The organism is Streptomyces sp. Q6 (assembly GCF_036967205.1).
Classification (GTDB): Bacteria; Actinomycetota; Actinomycetes; order Streptomycetales; family Streptomycetaceae; genus Streptomyces; species Streptomyces citrinus.
Window position 1 is genome coordinate 3,176,458 of the sequence record NZ_CP146022.1, and the last position, 15,740, is coordinate 3,192,197.

The 15,740-nt window shown below is 72.2% G+C and carries 13 protein-coding genes, 1 tRNA gene and 1 pseudogene; 10 read left to right on the forward strand and 5 right to left on the reverse strand.

All coding sequences use genetic code 11. From position 1 onward, the window contains the following. The first annotated feature begins 59 nt into the window (after positions 1-59). The 5 genes and pseudogenes from V2W30_RS14730 to V2W30_RS14750 all read left to right on the forward strand — a co-directional run bounded on the left by V2W30_RS14730 (position 60) and on the right by V2W30_RS14750 (position 4,283). Positions 60-1,649 carry a hypothetical protein gene (locus V2W30_RS14730; protein ID WP_338703609.1) on the forward strand — a complete coding sequence of 530 codons (1,590 nt, stop codon included), beginning with the start codon at positions 60-62 and terminating at the stop codon, positions 1,647-1,649. After that, positions 1,646-2,980 (forward strand): AAA domain-containing protein, encoded by a 1,335-nt coding sequence (locus V2W30_RS14735; RefSeq protein WP_338696811.1) that lies wholly within the window; start codon positions 1,646-1,648, stop codon positions 2,978-2,980. Before V2W30_RS14730 ends, V2W30_RS14735 begins: the two co-directional genes overlap by 4 nt. Before the next feature lie 137 nt (positions 2,981-3,117). Then, positions 3,118-3,474 carry a hypothetical protein gene (locus V2W30_RS14740; RefSeq protein ID WP_338696813.1) on the forward strand — a complete coding sequence of 119 codons (357 nt, stop codon included), beginning with the start codon at positions 3,118-3,120 and terminating at the stop codon, positions 3,472-3,474. 123 nt (positions 3,475-3,597) lie between these two features. Further along, positions 3,598-4,219 (forward strand): annotated as a pseudogene (locus V2W30_RS14745) (bifunctional DNA primase/polymerase). Next, positions 4,210-4,283: transfer RNA gene (locus V2W30_RS14750), tRNA-Lys, on the forward strand. The pseudogene V2W30_RS14745 and the gene V2W30_RS14750 overlap by 10 nt, the downstream one beginning before the upstream one ends. Positions 4,284-4,356: 73 nt before the next feature. Here V2W30_RS14750 and V2W30_RS14755 read toward each other — a convergent pair. Next, positions 4,357-5,586 carry a M6 family metalloprotease domain-containing protein gene (locus tag V2W30_RS14755; protein ID WP_338696814.1) on the reverse strand — a complete coding sequence of 410 codons (1,230 nt, stop codon included), beginning with the start codon at positions 5,584-5,586 and terminating at the stop codon, positions 4,357-4,359. A 352-nt stretch (positions 5,587-5,938) separates the two neighbouring features. Here V2W30_RS14755 and V2W30_RS14760 point away from each other — a divergent pair, with 352 nt between their 5' ends. Next, a complete protein-coding gene (locus V2W30_RS14760; protein WP_338696815.1) occupies positions 5,939-7,759 on the forward strand; it encodes a putative bifunctional diguanylate cyclase/phosphodiesterase in 1,821 nt (606 codons plus the stop codon). A 181-nt stretch (positions 7,760-7,940) separates the two neighbouring features. On the opposite strand, the gene V2W30_RS14765 is transcribed toward V2W30_RS14760, so the two are convergent. The 3 genes from V2W30_RS14765 to V2W30_RS14775 form a co-directional block, all read right to left on the reverse strand. Next, entirely contained in the window at positions 7,941-9,050 is a 1,110-nt protein-coding gene (locus V2W30_RS14765; protein ID WP_338696817.1) for an LLM class flavin-dependent oxidoreductase, read from the reverse strand. A gap of 128 nt (positions 9,051-9,178) precedes the next feature. Further along, a complete protein-coding gene (locus tag V2W30_RS14770; protein WP_338696819.1) occupies positions 9,179-9,910 on the reverse strand; it encodes a decarboxylase in 732 nt (243 codons plus the stop codon). A gap of 3 nt (positions 9,911-9,913) precedes the next feature. After that, on the reverse strand, positions 9,914-10,744 hold the full coding sequence (locus V2W30_RS14775) for a maleate cis-trans isomerase family protein (RefSeq protein WP_338696821.1): 831 nt from the start codon (positions 10,742-10,744) through the stop codon (positions 9,914-9,916). A gap of 186 nt (positions 10,745-10,930) precedes the next feature. On the opposite strand from V2W30_RS14775, the gene V2W30_RS14780 reads away from it, so the two are divergent. Both V2W30_RS14780 and V2W30_RS14785 read left to right on the forward strand, forming a co-directional pair. Then, on the forward strand, positions 10,931-11,956 hold the full coding sequence (locus V2W30_RS14780; RefSeq protein WP_425244681.1) for a D-2-hydroxyacid dehydrogenase: 1,026 nt from the start codon (positions 10,931-10,933) through the stop codon (positions 11,954-11,956). Positions 11,957-11,989: 33 nt separating this feature from the next. Further along, positions 11,990-13,396: an amidase gene (locus tag V2W30_RS14785; protein WP_338696825.1), complete on the forward strand. Its 1,407-nt coding sequence runs from the start codon at positions 11,990-11,992 to the stop codon at positions 13,394-13,396. A 51-nt stretch (positions 13,397-13,447) separates the two neighbouring features. On the opposite strand, the gene V2W30_RS14790 is transcribed toward V2W30_RS14785, so the two are convergent. Then, entirely contained in the window at positions 13,448-13,966 is a 519-nt protein-coding gene (locus tag V2W30_RS14790) for a DUF3830 family protein (protein WP_338696827.1), read from the reverse strand. 109 nt (positions 13,967-14,075) lie between these two features. On the opposite strand from V2W30_RS14790, the gene ehuB reads away from it, so the two are divergent. Together ehuB and ehuC are read left to right on the forward strand one after the other, a co-directional pair. Continuing rightward, a complete protein-coding gene (ehuB, locus tag V2W30_RS14795) occupies positions 14,076-14,981 on the forward strand; it encodes an ectoine/hydroxyectoine ABC transporter substrate-binding protein EhuB (RefSeq protein WP_338696829.1) in 906 nt (301 codons plus the stop codon). Beyond that, complete coding sequence (gene ehuC, locus V2W30_RS14800) at positions 14,978-15,727, forward strand: ectoine/hydroxyectoine ABC transporter permease subunit EhuC (protein ID WP_338696831.1); 750 nt, start codon at positions 14,978-14,980, stop codon at positions 15,725-15,727. Before ehuB ends, ehuC begins: the two co-directional genes overlap by 4 nt. The last annotated feature ends 13 nt before the right edge of the window (positions 15,728-15,740 follow it).

Genomic DNA, 15,740 nt, shown 5'->3' on the forward strand with positions numbered 1-15,740 from the left:
GACCCGCACGACCTCCGCATCGCCCGCATCGCCCGCATCCCCCGCGAGGAGCCCGTCCCATGAGCCTGATCACGCACCTCGCCCGGCTCGAAGCCACCAGTACCGGCCGTGCGCAGCCCACCGCCACCACCCGGCACCGGCATCTGTCGCAGCGCCCGCTGGTCCTCGTGCCGCTGACCACGGCGGGCGAGACCGGTGCCCCGCTCGGCGCGCTCGTCGGCACGGAGCGGACCTCGCCGCGCCTCCTCGTCGTCGCGCAGCCGCGCGACCGCGATCTGCGCTTCGCGTTCCTGACGCAGCTGGCCGAGACGGTGCTGCCGTACATCGACACCTACGCCGCCGACGTCGAGGCGGCCGAGCGCAGCGAGACCGATCCGGAGACCGGCAAGAAGGTCAAGGTCGAGGTCGAACTGTGCGCGGACGCGCCGCAGTTGATCGTGCCGAGCCGCGCGGGCATCGAGTTCGTCCGTCTGCTGGGCCGCTCGATGCGCTTTCGCCGCACCGCCGAGCAGGACCCGCAGACGCCGTACCCCGCTCCCCCGCACGTGCCGCTGCTCGGCCGCTGGCTGACGCACTACGGCGAGCGGGCCCGCGTCCCCGGCTCGTCGCTGCTCCTCGCGATGACGGACCTGCTGTCCCGGCACTGGGCCACGGGCCAGTCGAGCCTGGAGGACCAGCACCTGGGCGCGCTGCTCGCCTGGATCGACGCGCCGGAGGGCACTTCGGGAGCGGAGGCCGCGCGCCGCGCCGAACTGGACCGTGACGCGCGGGGGCAGTTGCTGTGCCCGCCGGCCGGACCCGCCACGGACCCGGCGTTCGACAACAAGCTCCTCGCGCCCGCGATCGAGCGCTACGACAAGGCCCGTACGCGACTGGCGGCGGCCGAGGACGCGGTGGAGGCCGACGGCCGGCTGGCCGAACTCACCGCGGCCGAGCGGGAGATCCACGCTTTGGTCGAGTCGCGGACCCGCCCCACGTGGGACGCGGTGTGGCGGGGCCTGGACGTGCTGTGCACGCTGCCGGAGGGCCCGCGCGCGGCGGAGCGCTGGACGCGCGACCGCTGGTCGTTCACCGGCCACCGCGACCGGGTGGCGGCGGGCGAGCCGCCGCAGCCGCGCCGCGACGACGCGGTGACCGCGGCGAACAAGCTGGCCACGCGCGAGCGCGAACAGGCCCGCCTGGACGCGCAGGAGGCGCTCGACGACCCCCTGGTGATGGCGGGGCGCCGGCTCTCCGGGGAGGCGTTCGCGGGTGAGGTGACGGAGGTCGTGGCGGCGTACAACGACAAGAAGCGGCCGCGTCCGCTGGTCACCGTCCGCACGGACGACCGGCCGCATCTCGGGGAGCGCGTGAAGGTGTACCGCTCGCTCGACGGCAAGCCGCAGACGGCCGAGTTCGTGGCGTACGAGAGCCCCGAGGGCCAGGGCTCCGTCGTGCTGCGGGTGCTGGACAAGATGGGGCGTGGCAAGGAGCCCGAGGAGGGGTCCCTGCCGGTCAAGGGGGATCTGGTGTGCTGGACGCTGTTCGAGCACGAGCAGCGCGGCGGTCCCACGCTGCCCGACCCGGAGGCGACGCCGTGGACCCATGGCGGGCCGCCGCGTTCGGACGCGGAGGCGCCGGACACCGTGACGACGGAGGACCTGCTGTGACGACCGACGAGCTCGCCCCCTCCGCCGCGGCGGGACGCGCCACCGACGCGATCCTGCACGACACGCTGCACGGCACCGCGCGCGGTGTCGTCGTCGACTCGCCGCCGGGCGCGGGGAAGTCGACGCTGGTCGTGCGGGCCGCGCTCGAACTGGCGGAGGCGGGGCGGCCGTTGATGGTGGTCGCGCAGACGAACGCCCAGGTCGACGACCTCGTCGTCCGCCTCCACGAGAAGAATCCGCAGCTGCCCGTCGGGCGGCTGCACAGCAGTGATCCGGACGCGTACGACAAGGCGCTCGACGATCTGCCGAGCGTGCGCACCTCGACCAAGGCGGCCGACCTCGCGCCGCTGCCCGTCGTGATCTCGACGGCCGCGAAGTGGGCGCACGTGAAGAACGTGGACCCGTGGCGGCACGCGATCGTCGACGAGGCGTACCAGATGCGCTCGGACGCGCTGCTGGCCGTGGCGGGGCTGTTCGAGCGGGCCCTGTTCGTGGGCGACCCGGGGCAGTTGGACCCGTTCGCGATCGTCGGCTCGGAGCAGTGGGCGGGCCTGTCGTACGACCCGTCGGCGTCGGCGGTCTCCACGCTCCTGGCCCACAATCCGGAGCTGCCGCAGCACCGCCTCCCCGTGTCGTGGCGCCTCCCGGCGTCGGCGGCGCCGCTGGTCTCGGACGCGTTCTACCCGTACACGCGGTTCCGCAGCGGGACGTCGGAGGGCGACCGGGAGCTGGAGTTCCGTGCGGCGTCGGACGGTTCGGGCCCGGACCGGGTGATCGACGAGGCGGCGCGGGCGGGCTGGGGCCTGCTCGAACTGCCCGCGGCGCACACCCCGCGCACGGACCCGGAGGCGATCCGGGCGGTGGCCCTCGTCGTGCGGCGGCTGCTCGACCGGGACGGTGTGAGCCGCTCGGAGCGGGGTCCGCGGGCGCCGCTGACGGCGGACCGGATCTGCGTCGGCACGGCGCACCGCGACCAGGCGGCGGCGGTGCGGGCGGCTCTCGCCGAGCTGGGCGTGCGGGATGTCACGGTCGACACGGCGAACCGTCTTCAGGGCCGGGAGTTCGACGTCACGGTGGTCCTGCACCCGCTGTCGGGGCGGCCCGACGCGACGGCGTTCCACCTGGAGACGGGCCGCCTCTGCGTCCTCGCGTCGCGCCACCGGCACGCGTGCATCGTGGTGTGCCGGGCGGGCGTCGCCGACCTCCTGGACGAGCATCCGTCGACGGAGCCGGTGCAGTTGGGGGTGACGGTGAAGTTCCCGGACGGGTGGGAGGCGAACCACGCGGTGCTCGCGCGGCTCGGGCGGCATCGGGTGGCGTGGACGCCGTAGGCGGTGGCCCGGGGCGCCCCGTGCTCTTGTCGCCGGGACCTTGGCGCCGGGGCCCCGAGGCGCACTTGCGCCCCGACGGACAATAGAAGGTGGCCCGCGCAGCGAACGGGCCGGAACCGTACCGAGGAGGACCCACCATGGCGGAGCCCGAGCGGCCCCGTACCCCGCAGCCGCGGCTGCGACCCGCCCCGCTGATCTTCGAGCCGGCCGAGGCCGCCGCCGATCCGGAGCACTTCTTCGACCTGGAGTCCATCGAGGACCCCCGCGAGCTGCTCGCCCGCGCCACGGAACTGACGCACGCGTTCCGCGCGGCGACCGACCGGTCCGTCGAGTTCCAGGCGATCGCGGCCGCCCAGCTCGCCGATCCGCGCCGCTTCGACCGGCTGACCACGGCGGACATCGCGGAGCGCGCGGAGTGGACCGAGGACTATGCCAAGAAGATGGTCGAGTTCGGCCGTGACCTGCTGCGCGGGGCCGCCGACCGTACGCCTTGATCATCCCCGTAAAGATCATTTGGCATATGCCAGAGGGGCAAGATACTCCACCCCGCACCCTCCTGTCCCGATTTCCCGCAACCCTTTGGAGCTGACCCCTCACGCCCTGTAGATGTAGGGGTCATGAGCACCGTTTACCCCCACATCGCCCCGGCCACCGCCCCCCACGACCGCTTCGACGTCTCCGGTGTCACGCCCGAGGGCGCCGCCTGGCTGGCCTCCGCAGGAACGTATCCGCGCTCCACGCTCTCCCACTGGGAGACCCGGCCCACCGCGCCCGTGGTGCTGCCCTGCGGCTCGGTCTTCGACGTGGTGAACGTGCCCGCGATCTTCGGCCGCCGGATGTTAGACCGGCTCTGGGACGAGGGCCCCGGCTCCGGCCCCGTCGCGGCGCACCGCGGCCGCATGCTCCTGTTCTGCGCGCCGGGCACCGCGCAGCGCCTGCCGTCGCTCCTGGAGTGGGAGGAGTGGGGCCCCTCGGTGCCGCCGCTGCTCTGCCACGGGCCCGGCGACGCGGTGACCGTGCCCTCCCCTGACCGGCGTCGGCCCCCGCGCCGACCAGCACCTGGAGTCCCGCTGGGTGGTCGCCCCCGACACCCGCAGGCCCTGGCTGCCGGGCCCGGAGGTGCTCCTCTGGGCCTGCGTCCGGGCGGCGCGGGCCCAGGCCCAGGCCGCCGTGCGTATTTCGATTTTTCCTGCCGCCGATCAGGGTGCTAATGTCTACGACGTCAACCGGCGCCATTAGCTCAGTTGGTTAGAGCAGCGGACTCTTAATCCGCGTGTCCGGGGTTCGAGTCCCTGATGGCGCACCGAAGACGAAAGCCCCCCGCAACAGCGGGGGGCTTCTTCTTTGTCTTGCCGGGGCGGCCTTGTCCGGCCGGGTCAGCCCGTCGTCACCTTGATCGTCCAGGAGCCTGACGGGGTGCGGTCGCCCACCTCCACGCGGACGTTCTCGCCGGGGATCGTGAAGCTCTCGCCGACGCCGACCGGGGCGTCGGCCAGCGGGGGGTAGACCGAGTCGCCGTAGCAGGCCTCGGTGTAGGGGTGGGCGTCCAGGACCTGGATGGGGCCGCCGCCGGACGAGGAGTCGCTGCGGACGCGGTAGGCGAGGACGCCCTGGGTGCAGGTCGCCGCGTCGTTGCCGCCCCCGCCGCGCGCCTCCAGCGCGATCGCGCTCGCCGGGCCGGTGCGGACGACGGCGAGCTTGGTGCCGTCCCCCGTGCCGAACGGCGCGCCGGCTGCGCGCGGCGCCGTGTTCAGCGGCTCCAGGGTCAGCCGCGTCGACCCGGTGCGCGTCACGCACGCCACCTGCCGGGGATCGAGCCACCCCAGCTTCCACTTGTGCCAGCCGAAGAAGTCCGGCGCGAGCCCGAACTGGCTGCCCATGACGTCCCAGTCCCCGACGTACGTGTCCCAGTCCCCCTTGCCGTCCGACGGCCGGTGGTAGAGGTCGGGCAGGTCGAAGACGTGGCCCGTCTCGTGCGCGAGGACGTTGCGGTCCGGCGGGTGCTGCTCGAAGACCGTGACGATCCGCCGGATGTCAGCGCCGTCCGCCCGCATCGGACGGTCGAAGTTCACGACCTTCGTCGCGTCCGAGTCGACGCCCGGCGCGTCCGGGTCGGCGACGAAGTAGACGACGTCGTACTTGCTGAAGTCCGTGCGCGGATCGGCCACCTTCAGCGCGTCGCGCAGATACGCGCTGCGGTGCGCCGCGCTCCAGTCACGCTGTATCGCGTACGAGGTCGAGTCCTTCGGCATCTCGATCCACGCGTGCTGCGGGTGCGGCACCAGCGTGAACTTGCCGTACGACGCCCGCTCGAAGAAGCGGCTGGTGGCCGGGAAGTAGTCGGCGGCGAGTTCCTCCGGCGTCGTCAGCGGCGGCGAGTCCGGGAACGAGAGGAAGACCATCACCGCGTTCAGGGTCCGCCGCGGGCGCGGGTAGGACGCGTTCCAGGTGTCCACGCCCTCCGAGTGGTGGGCCGCGGTGCGCTCCAGCGCGCAGGGGCCCGCGTACGGCGCGGCGGCCGCGGGGCCCGCGACCAGACCTGTGGCGGCCAGGGCGGTGAGAGCGGTCAGCGCCGCCGCGGCTGCGCGCAGGCGAGGCTTCTCCACTCCCCCGAGTGGCTGCGGACGCGGCAAGTCGACCTCCGGGAGGGGAAAGCGGGACACCTCACCCAGACTGTGGGGATTTACTGGCCTTCGCCCTGTTTATCTGGCCCGGACGAGTGAGCGGGCCTCGCGTGAGCGATCACAGAACGTCACAAATGATCGAGGGGAGAACGAAGGCCGACGCGGGGCGCGCAGAAACGATCTGCCGGGCCGGGGTGTGTCCATCCGCTGCGCGGCCACCCTGTGGACAAGGCTGGATGGGCCGTCCGACCTGCCTCTATGATCGGCACACTTTCCTGCCAAGACCCGGCTGCACCAGACCACGCAACCAGACGACGCACTGCGGGAGCGAGCGGTGAGCGCACAGCCCGATGGGCCCACGACCGCGGCGGAGGCGTCCCCGCCCGGCCCGCGCCTGGAATCCCTCACGGAGCGTGGCCGCTCCAGGCCGCCACTGACCGCGGCCGCCGTGCGTTCCACGTTCCTCGCCGCGCCGCTGCCCCTGCTCGTCGTCGACCGCGGCGGGGCGGTCGTGGACGCCAACACGGCGGCGCGCGTCCTGCTGCGCGGCGACAGCGCCGAGCCGCTGACCGGGCTGCTCGCCGCCGAGCTGCTCGACCTCTCCTCCGACCCGCGCACCTGGCACTCCTACAGCGAGGTGCTGCGCGGCCGACAGGCCCGGCTCAGCCGCACCCGGCGCCTCAAGGACGCGGCGGGCCACTCGGTGTGGACGCGGGTCACGGTCTCCCCCGTGCCGGACGCGGACATCGTCCTGATCTCGCTCAGCGACATCAGCGCGCACCGCGAGCTCCAGTCCCGGCTGCGCCGCTCGCAGATGTACGACCCGGTGTCGCGGCTGCCCAACCGCGCCCTCTTCCTGGAGCGCCTGAGCGCGGCGCTCGAAGCGGGTACGTGCGAGGGCACGGGCGCGACCGGGCGGATCGGTCTGTGCTACCTCGACCTCGACGGGTTCAAGGCGGTCAACGACGCCCTGGGTCACCATGTCGGCGACCGGCTGCTGACCGCCGTCGCCGAGCGGCTCACGCGCTGCGCCGACCGGGCCCGGCACGCCACCGGCGCCCCCCTGGTGGCCCGGCTCGGCGGTGACGAGTTCGCGCTGCTGGTGGAGGAGTCGACGGACACCGAGCAGGTGACGGAGCTGGCGGGGTCGGTCTTGGAGGCGCTCCAGGAGCCGTTCGACCTGAACGGGCAGCGGCTGTCGGTCTCGGCCTCGATCGGCGTCGTCGAGCGGGACGCGGCGGGCACCACCACGACGGGCCTGATGCAGGCCGCCGACACCACGCTGTACTGGGCCAAGGCCGACGGCCGGGCCCGCTGGACCCTCTTCGACCCGGAGCGCAACGCCCATCGCATGACGCGGCAGGCCCTCGCGTCGAGCCTGCGGCCCGCCGTCGAGCGCGGCGAATTCGTACTGGAGTACCAGCCGTTGGTGCAGTTGGAGGACGGCGGGCTGCGCGGCGTCGAGGCGCTGGTGCGCTGGCAGCACCCGCGGTTCGGGCTGCTGCCGCCGAATCGGTTCGTCGGGCTCGCCGAAGAGGACGGCTCCATCGTGCAGTTGGGGCGCTGGGTGCTGCGCACGGCCTGCCGACAGGCGCGGGAGTGGCAGCTCGCGCACCCCGGGGTGCCGCCGGTGTTCGTGAGCGTCAACGTGGCGGTGCGTCAGGTGTGGGACTCGGACCTGGTGGCCGACGTCGCGCGCATTCTGGCGGAGACCCGGCTCGCGCCCGAACTGCTCCAGTTGGAGCTCACCGAGTCGGCCGTGATGGGGTCGGCGGGCGGGCCGTTGCAGGCGTTGCAGGCGCTCAGCGAGATGGGCGTACGGATCGCCATCGACGACTTCGGCACCGGGTACTCGAACCTCGCCTATCTGAGCCGGCTCCCGGTGTCAGTACTGAAGCTGGACGGCTCGTTCGTGCGCGGGTTCCAGGACGCCGGGGAGGCCGGGGTCGCGCCCGCGGATCCGGCGGACGCGGTGATCGTGGAGGCGCTGGTGGCGCTCGCGCACCGGCTCGGGCTCACGGTGACGGCGGAGTGCGTGGAGACCGTGGAGCAGGCGGAGCGGTTGCGGGCGATCGGCTGCGACACCGGGCAGGGGTGGCTGTACTCACGGCCGGTCGCGCCCGAGCGGATCGCGTCGCTGCTGGCGGGCGGATAGTCCCCGGCGTCCCCGGTGCCGTACGGATTCGTACAGACTCGTACGGACTCGTACGGACTCGTACGGACTCGTACGGACTCGTACGGACTCGTACGGAGAAGAGGGCGGCGCCGCCCCTCGACGGTTCGACGGATCGAACGGATCGAACGGATCGGCTCGTCGGCGAGGGGCGGCGTTCGCGTCACTCGGTGGGCAACCCGTAGGCGTCCGCGATGAGTTCGTAGCTGCGCAGCCGGATGTCGCCGCTGTGGGCGTTGGCCGTGAGCATCAGCTCGTCGGCGCCGGTGCGCTTGGCGAGGTCGTCGAGGCCGGCGCGGACCTCGTCGACGGCGCCGTGGATGACGTTCGCGTTCCAGGACTGGATGAAGTCCCGCTCCATCTCGTTGAACTGGTACGCCTCGGCCTCTTCCGGGGTCGGGACGAGGCCGGGGCGGCCGGTGCGCAGCCGGACCATGTTGAGGGCGGCGGCCAGCACCTGGCGGCGGGCCTCGGTGCCGTCGTCGTCCGTCGCGAGCGCGGAGACGCCGATGAGGGCGTACGGCTTGTCGAGGACCTCGGAGGGCTGGAACGACTCGCGGTACAGGTCGAGGGCCGGGATCGTGTTCTGCGCGGAGAAGTGGTGCGCGAAGGCGAACGGGAGGCCGAGGACGCCGGCCAGGCGGGCGCTGAAGCCGGAGGAGCCGAGCAGCCAGATCTGCGGGCGGTGCGGATCCTGGACGCCGCCCGGGGACGTGGCCTGGACGGGGCCGGGGACCGCGTGGATCCGCGCGTAGTGGTGGCCGTCGGGGAAGTCGTCGTCGAGGAAGCGGGTCAGCTCGGCGAGCTGCTGGGGGAAGTCGTCGGCGCCTTCGTTGAGGCGGTCGCTGCGGCGCAGGGCGGCGGCGGTGGCGCCGTCGGTGCCGGGGGCCCGGCCGAGGCCGAGGTCGACGCGGTGCGGGGCCATGGCTTCGAGGGTGCCGAACTGCTCCGCGATGACCAGCGGGGCGTGGTTCGGGAGCATGACGCCGCCGGAGCCGAGGCGGATGCGGTCCGTGTGCGCGGCGAGGTGGGCCAGGATCACGGCGGGGCTGCTGGAGGCGACGCCGGGCATCGAGTGGTGCTCGGCGACCCAGTAGCGGTGGTAGCCGCGGCGTTCGGCGAGGCGGGCGATGTCGACGCTGGTGCGCAGGGCCTGGGTGGCGGTGCGGCCCGCTCCGACCGTGACCAGGTCCAGGACGGAGAGAGGGGTGGGGGCAGATCCGTGGACGACGCCGCGGATCTCGTCTTGGCTCTCTTCGTGGTTGGCCGGCACGGGGTCCTCCTGGTGACGTGGGTCTGTACAACCCGGTCGTAACGGAGGGCTGCTCCGTTTTATTCCGGAAGGGTCGCTCCGGGACCGGCCGGCCCCCGCCGCCCGTGCGGCGGGGGCCGGGTCCGGTTTCAGACCTGGATCAGCGGCTGCTTCGTGAACAGGGCGCCCAGCGCGGGCACGTTCACGCGGCGGTCGACCAGGCGCAGGGCCTCCCAGACCGTGACCTGGTTGGCGGTGAGGACCGGTTTGCCGAGGGCCTCCTCCAGGCCCTGGACGTGCGCCGCGGTGTGCAGCGCCGTGTCCGGCAGGAGCACCGCCTCCGCGTCGGGGTGATCACCCGCCCTGGCCATCGCCAGGACCTCGTCCCACCCCCATGTGCCGACCTCCGCGGCCGTGATGATCCCGCTGCCGCGCACGGAGAGGACCTCGGCCCCGGCGGCCTTCAGGAACGTGGCGAAGTGGTCGGCGACGTCCGCCGGGTACGTCGCGGCGACGGCGACGCGCCGCACCCCGAGCTCCCGGATCGCGTGCGCGAAGGCGAAGGACGTACTGGAGGCGGGGAGCCCGGCGGCTCGTGCGAGGCCGCGGACCTGGTCGTGCGCGCCGTCCCAGCCGAAGACGAAGCTGCCGGACGTGCACGCCCAGACCACCGCCTCCGCGCCCGACAGGCGCAGTTCCTCGACACCCGCCGCGAGGCGCTCGGGCGCGCCCATGCGCAGCAGCGCGTCGACCCGGTGCGCGTCCTCACCGATGTCCGTGTGGACGACGGGCAGGCGTACGTCGCTGTCGATCAGCATCTCGATGCGCGGGTAGTCGTCCTCGGCCGAGTGTCCGGGGTAGAGAAATCCGAGCGCGGTCATGCTCTATGCCCATCCTTCCTGGCCCTCCGGAAGTTCCGGGAGACCCGGCAGCCCTGTCCCGGGCAGCCCTGGCGTACCTGGCAGGGGCCACTGGTGCCGCGCCGCCGGATCCAGCAGCGCCTGGTACGGCCCCACGGCACGCGTACCCAGTCGCGCGAGCGCTGCCCACATCGTGACCTGATTCGCCGAGATCACGGGCATCCGCAGTTCGGCCTCCAGCTGCGGGATGACGTCGTACGTGGGCAGGTTCGTGCAGCTGATGAACAGCGCGTCGGCCTCGCCGCGCACGGCCTCGCGGGCCATGGCGGCGACGTCCCGGTACGGGACCTTCCAGATGTGCCGGGTCAGTCCGAGGTAGGCGCGCCCGGTGACGACGATGCCCGCCTCGGCGAGGTACTCCTCCAGGGATTCCGTGACCGAGCGCGTATAGGGCGTGACCAGGGCGATCCGTCGGGCGCCCAGTTCGGCGAGCGCGTCGAGGAGCGCGCCCGACGTGGTCAGGGCCGGTAGTTCGCCGGACCTGCGCATCGCCTCGCACATGGCGCGTTCACCGGCGATGCCGCCGACGAAACTGCCGGAGGTACAGGCGTACGCGAGGACTTCGGGTTCCGCGGCGCCCAGGGCCCGTACGGCCTCGCCGAGCGTCTCGTGCTCGCTGACCAGGCGCGCCAGGTCGAGGCTGACCTCGACCGGGACGAACGGGGTGCGGGTGAGGTGGAGGGAGATCTCGTCGGGTACCCACCGCCACAGTTCGCGGTCCAGGGCGAAGTCGAACGGTGCGACGACGCCCACGCCGCGCTGCGGCTGCGGTCCCCCCAGAAAAGAGACGTCCATAGCAGACCCCAAGTTCAGCTGACGTGATGGATGCGGGGTGGTGCCCGGGTGATGCTGGAACCGGCGAACCGCCGGGACGTCGGGACAGAAAGGGGCCGCGTCCGCGCGTGGGAACAGGCGCGGAATACACGCGAAGTACCCCTGTTGACGAAGGTAGGTTCAGGTGCCAGCGTGGTCAATCCGCGCATGTCAGAAGGGTTCCATGTGTCTACCCAGGAAAGCGGAGTTTCGTTGCGAAGCGATTTCCCTGCCGTTCCGACCGTGCTCGTCCTGGACGCCGCGCCGTCCGAGCCGGCGCCTCGCCTCGGCAGCCTGACCGGCCGCGCCCGGATCCTGCACGCGTCGGGCGTCGCCGACCTTCGCGATCAACTCCCTTCCGCCGACGTGCTGTTGGTGTGGGACATCTTCTCCGATGCCGTACGGGAGGCCTGGCCCGCCGCGGACGGTGACGCGCGGCCGCGCTGGGTGCACACGGCGAGCGCGGGCGTGGACCGGCTGATGTTCCCCGAACTCATCGACTCCGACACGCAGTTGACGAACGCGCGGGGCGTCTTCGACCAGCCGATCGCCGAGTACGTGGCCGCGCTCGTCCTCGCGATGGGCAAGGACCTCCCCCGCACGCTCGCCCTCCAGGCGGAGCGCACCTGGCGCCACCGCGAGTCGCAGCGCATCGCGGGGACCCGGGCCTGTGTGGTCGGCTCCGGCCCCATCGGGCAGGCGATCGTCAAGCAGCTCAAGGCCCTGGGGATCACCACGGCCCTGGTGGGGCGCAGGCCGCGCACCGGGATCCACGGCCCCGCCGACCTCGACCGGCTCCTCGCGCGCGCCGACTGGGTGGTGTGCGCGGCGCCGCTGACCGACGACACGCGCGGCATGTTCGACGCGCGCCGGTTCGGCGTGATGCAGCCGGCGGCGCGCTTCATCAACGTAGGACGAGGGGCGCTGGTCGTGGAGTCCGACCTGGTGGCGGCGCTGGAGAAGCGGTGGATCGCGGGCGCCGCGCTCGACGTCTTCGAGCACGAGCCGCTCGCGCCGGACTCCCCGCTGTGGACGACTCCGGGGCTGATCGTGTCGCCGCACATGAGCGGGGACACGGTGGGCTGGCGCGATGAACTGGGGCGCCAGTTCCTGGAGTTGTACGGGCGCTGGGAGAGCGGGCGGACGCTGATGAATGTAGTCGACAAGAAACGTGGGTATGTCCCCGGGAACTGATCTTCGGGTACGACCGCAACCGTAGGAGAGCGGATGACGACCGAGCTCACCGGACTGACCGCGCAGGAACTCGTCGACGGCTACCGCAAGGGCGAGTTCGGCCCCGTCGACGCCACCCGGGCCGTCCTCGCCCGGATCGAGGAGACCGAGCCCGCGCTGAACGCGTTCGTGCGGATCGACGCGGCGGGCGCCCTCGCCGAGGCGGAGGCGAGCACCCGGCGATGGCGGCGCGGTGAGCCGCAGGGCCTGGTGGACGGCGTGCCGGTGACGGTGAAGGACATCCTGTTGCAGCGCGGCGCACCGACCCTGCGGGGCTCGAAGTCATCGCGTACGGACGGCACGTGGACGCAGGACGCGCCGTCCGTGGCCCGGCTCAGGGAGCACGGCGCGGTGTTCGTCGGGAAGACGACGACGCCCGAGTTCGGCTGGAAGGGCGTCACCGACTCGCCGTTGTCGGGGGTGACGCGCAATCCGTACGACACCTCGCGCACGTCCGGCGGGTCGAGCGGTGGCAGCGCGGCGGCCGTCGCGGTGGGCGCGGGGCCGCTGTCGCTGGGCACGGACGGCGGGGGTTCGGTGCGCATCCCCGCCGCGTTCTGCGGGATCTTCGGCCTGAAACCGACGTACGGGCGGGTGCCGCTGTATCCGGCGTCGGCGTTCGGGACGCTGGCGCACGTGGGGCCGATGACGCGCAGCGCGGCCGACGCGGCGCTGATGATGGACGTGATCTCGGGGCCCGACCCGCGCGACTGGTCCGGGCTCGCGCCCGCGCCCGGGAGCTTCCTGGACGGGCTGAGCGGCGGGGTGCGCGGGCTGCGGGTGGCCTTCTCGCCGTCGCTCGGCGGCCAGGTGGCGGTGCGGCCGGATGTCGCGGCGCGGGTGCGGGACGCCGTCTCGCGCCTCGCCGGACTCGGGGCGTACGTCGAGGAGGTCGACCCCGACTTCTCCGATCCGGTCGAGGCGTTCCACACGCTGTGGTTCAGCGGCGCGGCACGGGTGACGCAGCAACTGTCCGCGTCCCAGAAGGAGTTGCTCGACCCGGGGCTGAAGGAGATCTGTGCGCGCGGGGCGCGGTACAGCGCGCTCGACTATCTCGCGGCGGTGGACGCGCGGATGGAGCTCGGGCGGCGGATGGGGGCCTTCCACTCGACGTACGAGGTGCTGATCACGCCGTCGCTGCCGATCACGGCGTTCGAGGCGGGGGCGGAGGTGCCGCGGGGCTCGGGGCTTCGGCGGTGGACGGGGTGGACTCCGTTCACGTATCCGTTCAACCTGACGCAGCAGCCCGCGGCGAGCGTTCCCGTCGGACGGGACCGGGACGGGCTGCCGGTGGGGCTCCAGGTCGTGGCCGCCCGGCATGCGGACGCGCTGGTGTTGCGGGTCGCGCACGCGCTGTACGAGGCGGGGGTCGCCGGGACGGAGCCGGTCGCTCTCGGCTAGGGGCTCCGCCCCGGGGCCCCGCGCCTCGATCGCCTGAGGGGCGAGGCGTGCCTAGACGCGGCTGAAGCCGAGCGTCTCGCCCACCGCGCCCGCGCGCCACAGGTCCTGGCACGCGGTCGCCATCTCCTCCAGGCCCTCCACGACCTGGCCCCACACGATGCCCGGGACCCAGCCGACGTCGCCGTTGAGGAGGAGGTTGTTGCGCTCGTAGAAGAGCGCCAGGTCGATCACGGGGGCGCCGGCCGCGAGGGAGGCGCCGCCGCCGTAGCCGTACGACTGGGTGCCCAACTGCGTTCCGTTGAAGGAGAAATAGCAGAGGTCACCCGGAATGGGCGTGACCGTCGGATTCTCCAGCGGTGGTTCCTGTTCCGCGAATGCCGGGAACAGGGCGTAGATCTCGTTGCGCGCGTATTTGGCGTGGTACACGTCGGAGACGAGCGGGAGCGCGTCCCAGACCGCCGCACAGGTCAACGGCGCCCGATCGTCGAGGAGTTTCGCCGTACAGGAAACCCCCCTTTTCGCCAGAGTGATGTGAATGTACCGGTCCGGATTCGCAGCATTCGCAGCCATACGCTCCATGGTCGACCTCACCCACCCCTCCCGGTCAAGACCGCATCGCCCGTAACAGGGGCGGGAATTGATCGGCATAGGTCGAGTCGAGTCGGGTAGCCGCGCGCCCATGGCTCCACCAACAGAGATACGTACGCAGGAGACAGGGAACGAACGATCCGTACGCAGACGCTCACTGCTCGTCGGCGCGGGAGCGCTCGGCGCGGTCGGTGCCCTGGGGGCGGCGGGATGCAGCCGGGTGCCGGAGGGTGACACGCTGGCCCGGCTCAAGGGGCAGGGCACGGTGCGTCTGGGCATCGCGGGAGAGGTGCCGTACGGGTACATCGATGACAGTGGGGAGTTCACCGGAGAGGCGGTGGAACTGGCCAAGGTCATCTTCAAACGGCTCGGAGTCGGCCATGTCCAGCCCGTGGCCACCGACTTCGCCTCCCTCATCCCCGGCCTGAACACGCAGCAGTTCGACGTCGTGTCCGCCGGGATGTACATCAACAAGGAGCGCTGCCAGCAGGTCATCTTCGCGGATCCCGAGTACCAGATGCTGGACTCGTTCATCGTCCGCAAGGGCAACCCGAAGAACCTGCACGACTACGCGGACTGCGTGAAGGCCAAGGCGAAGATCGGGACCGGCACCGGGTACGCCGAGATCGGGTACGCCGTCGAGGCCGGGTACAAGGAGTCGGACATCGTGATCCTCCAGGATCAGGTGGCCGGTCTGAACGCGGTCGAGTCGGGCCGTATCGACGTCTTCGCGGGCACGGCCCTGACCACGCGCGAGGTCACCAAGAAGAGCCACAAGGCGGAGAGCACCGAGCCGTTCGCCCCGCTCGTCGGCGGCAAGAAGCACGTCGACGGCGGCGGCTTCACCTTCCGGCCGACCGACACGAAGCTGCGTGACGCCTTCAACGTCGAGATCCACAAGATGAAGAAGAGCGGCGAGCTGTTCCGGATCCTCCAGCCCTTCGGCTTCACCAAGGCGGAGATGACGACGCTGACCGCCAAGGAGCTGTGCCGATGACCGCCGGACTGTGGGAACACTGGGTACTGCCCGGCATCTGGATCACGATCCAGCTGACCGTCTACAGCGCGGCGCTCGCGACCGTCGTGGCGTTCGTCGCGGGTACGGCGCGCACGCACCGGGTGTGGATCGTACGGTTCGTCGCCGGCTTCTACACCGAGGTCTTCCGGGGCACGTCCGCCCTGGTCCTGATGTTCTGGATCTTCTTCGTCCTGCCCCAGCTCGCGGGCTGGTCACTGGTCCCGATGTGGGCGGCCGTCCTCGCGCTCGGCCTGTCCTACGGGGCCTACGGAGCGGAGATCGTGCGCGGCGCCCTGAAGGCGGTGGCACCCGCGCAGCGCGAAGCGGGGGTCGCGCTGAGCTTCACGCCGTGGCAGCGGATGCGGCTGATCCTGCTGCCGCAGGCCGTGCCGGAGATGATCCCGCCGTTCTCGAACCTCCTCATCGAGCTGCTCAAGGGCACCGCCCTGGTGTCGCTGCTCGGCATCGGTGACGTGTCGTTCGCCGCGAACCTGGTGCGGCTCGCGACGACGGAGAGCGCGGAGATCTACTCCCTCACCCTCGTCATCTACTTCGTGATCGCGTTCCTGCTCACGCGCGTGATGCGCGGGGTGGAGCGCAAGGCCAAGGCGGGCATCGGCCAGCGTCCCGCACCCGGAACCGGAGTCATGCGCAAGCTCGGCCTCCGCCGGCAGAACGAGACCGCCCAGCTCCCCGTGGGCGGCGCAGGAGGTGCCTCGCTGTGATCACCACCGCTGC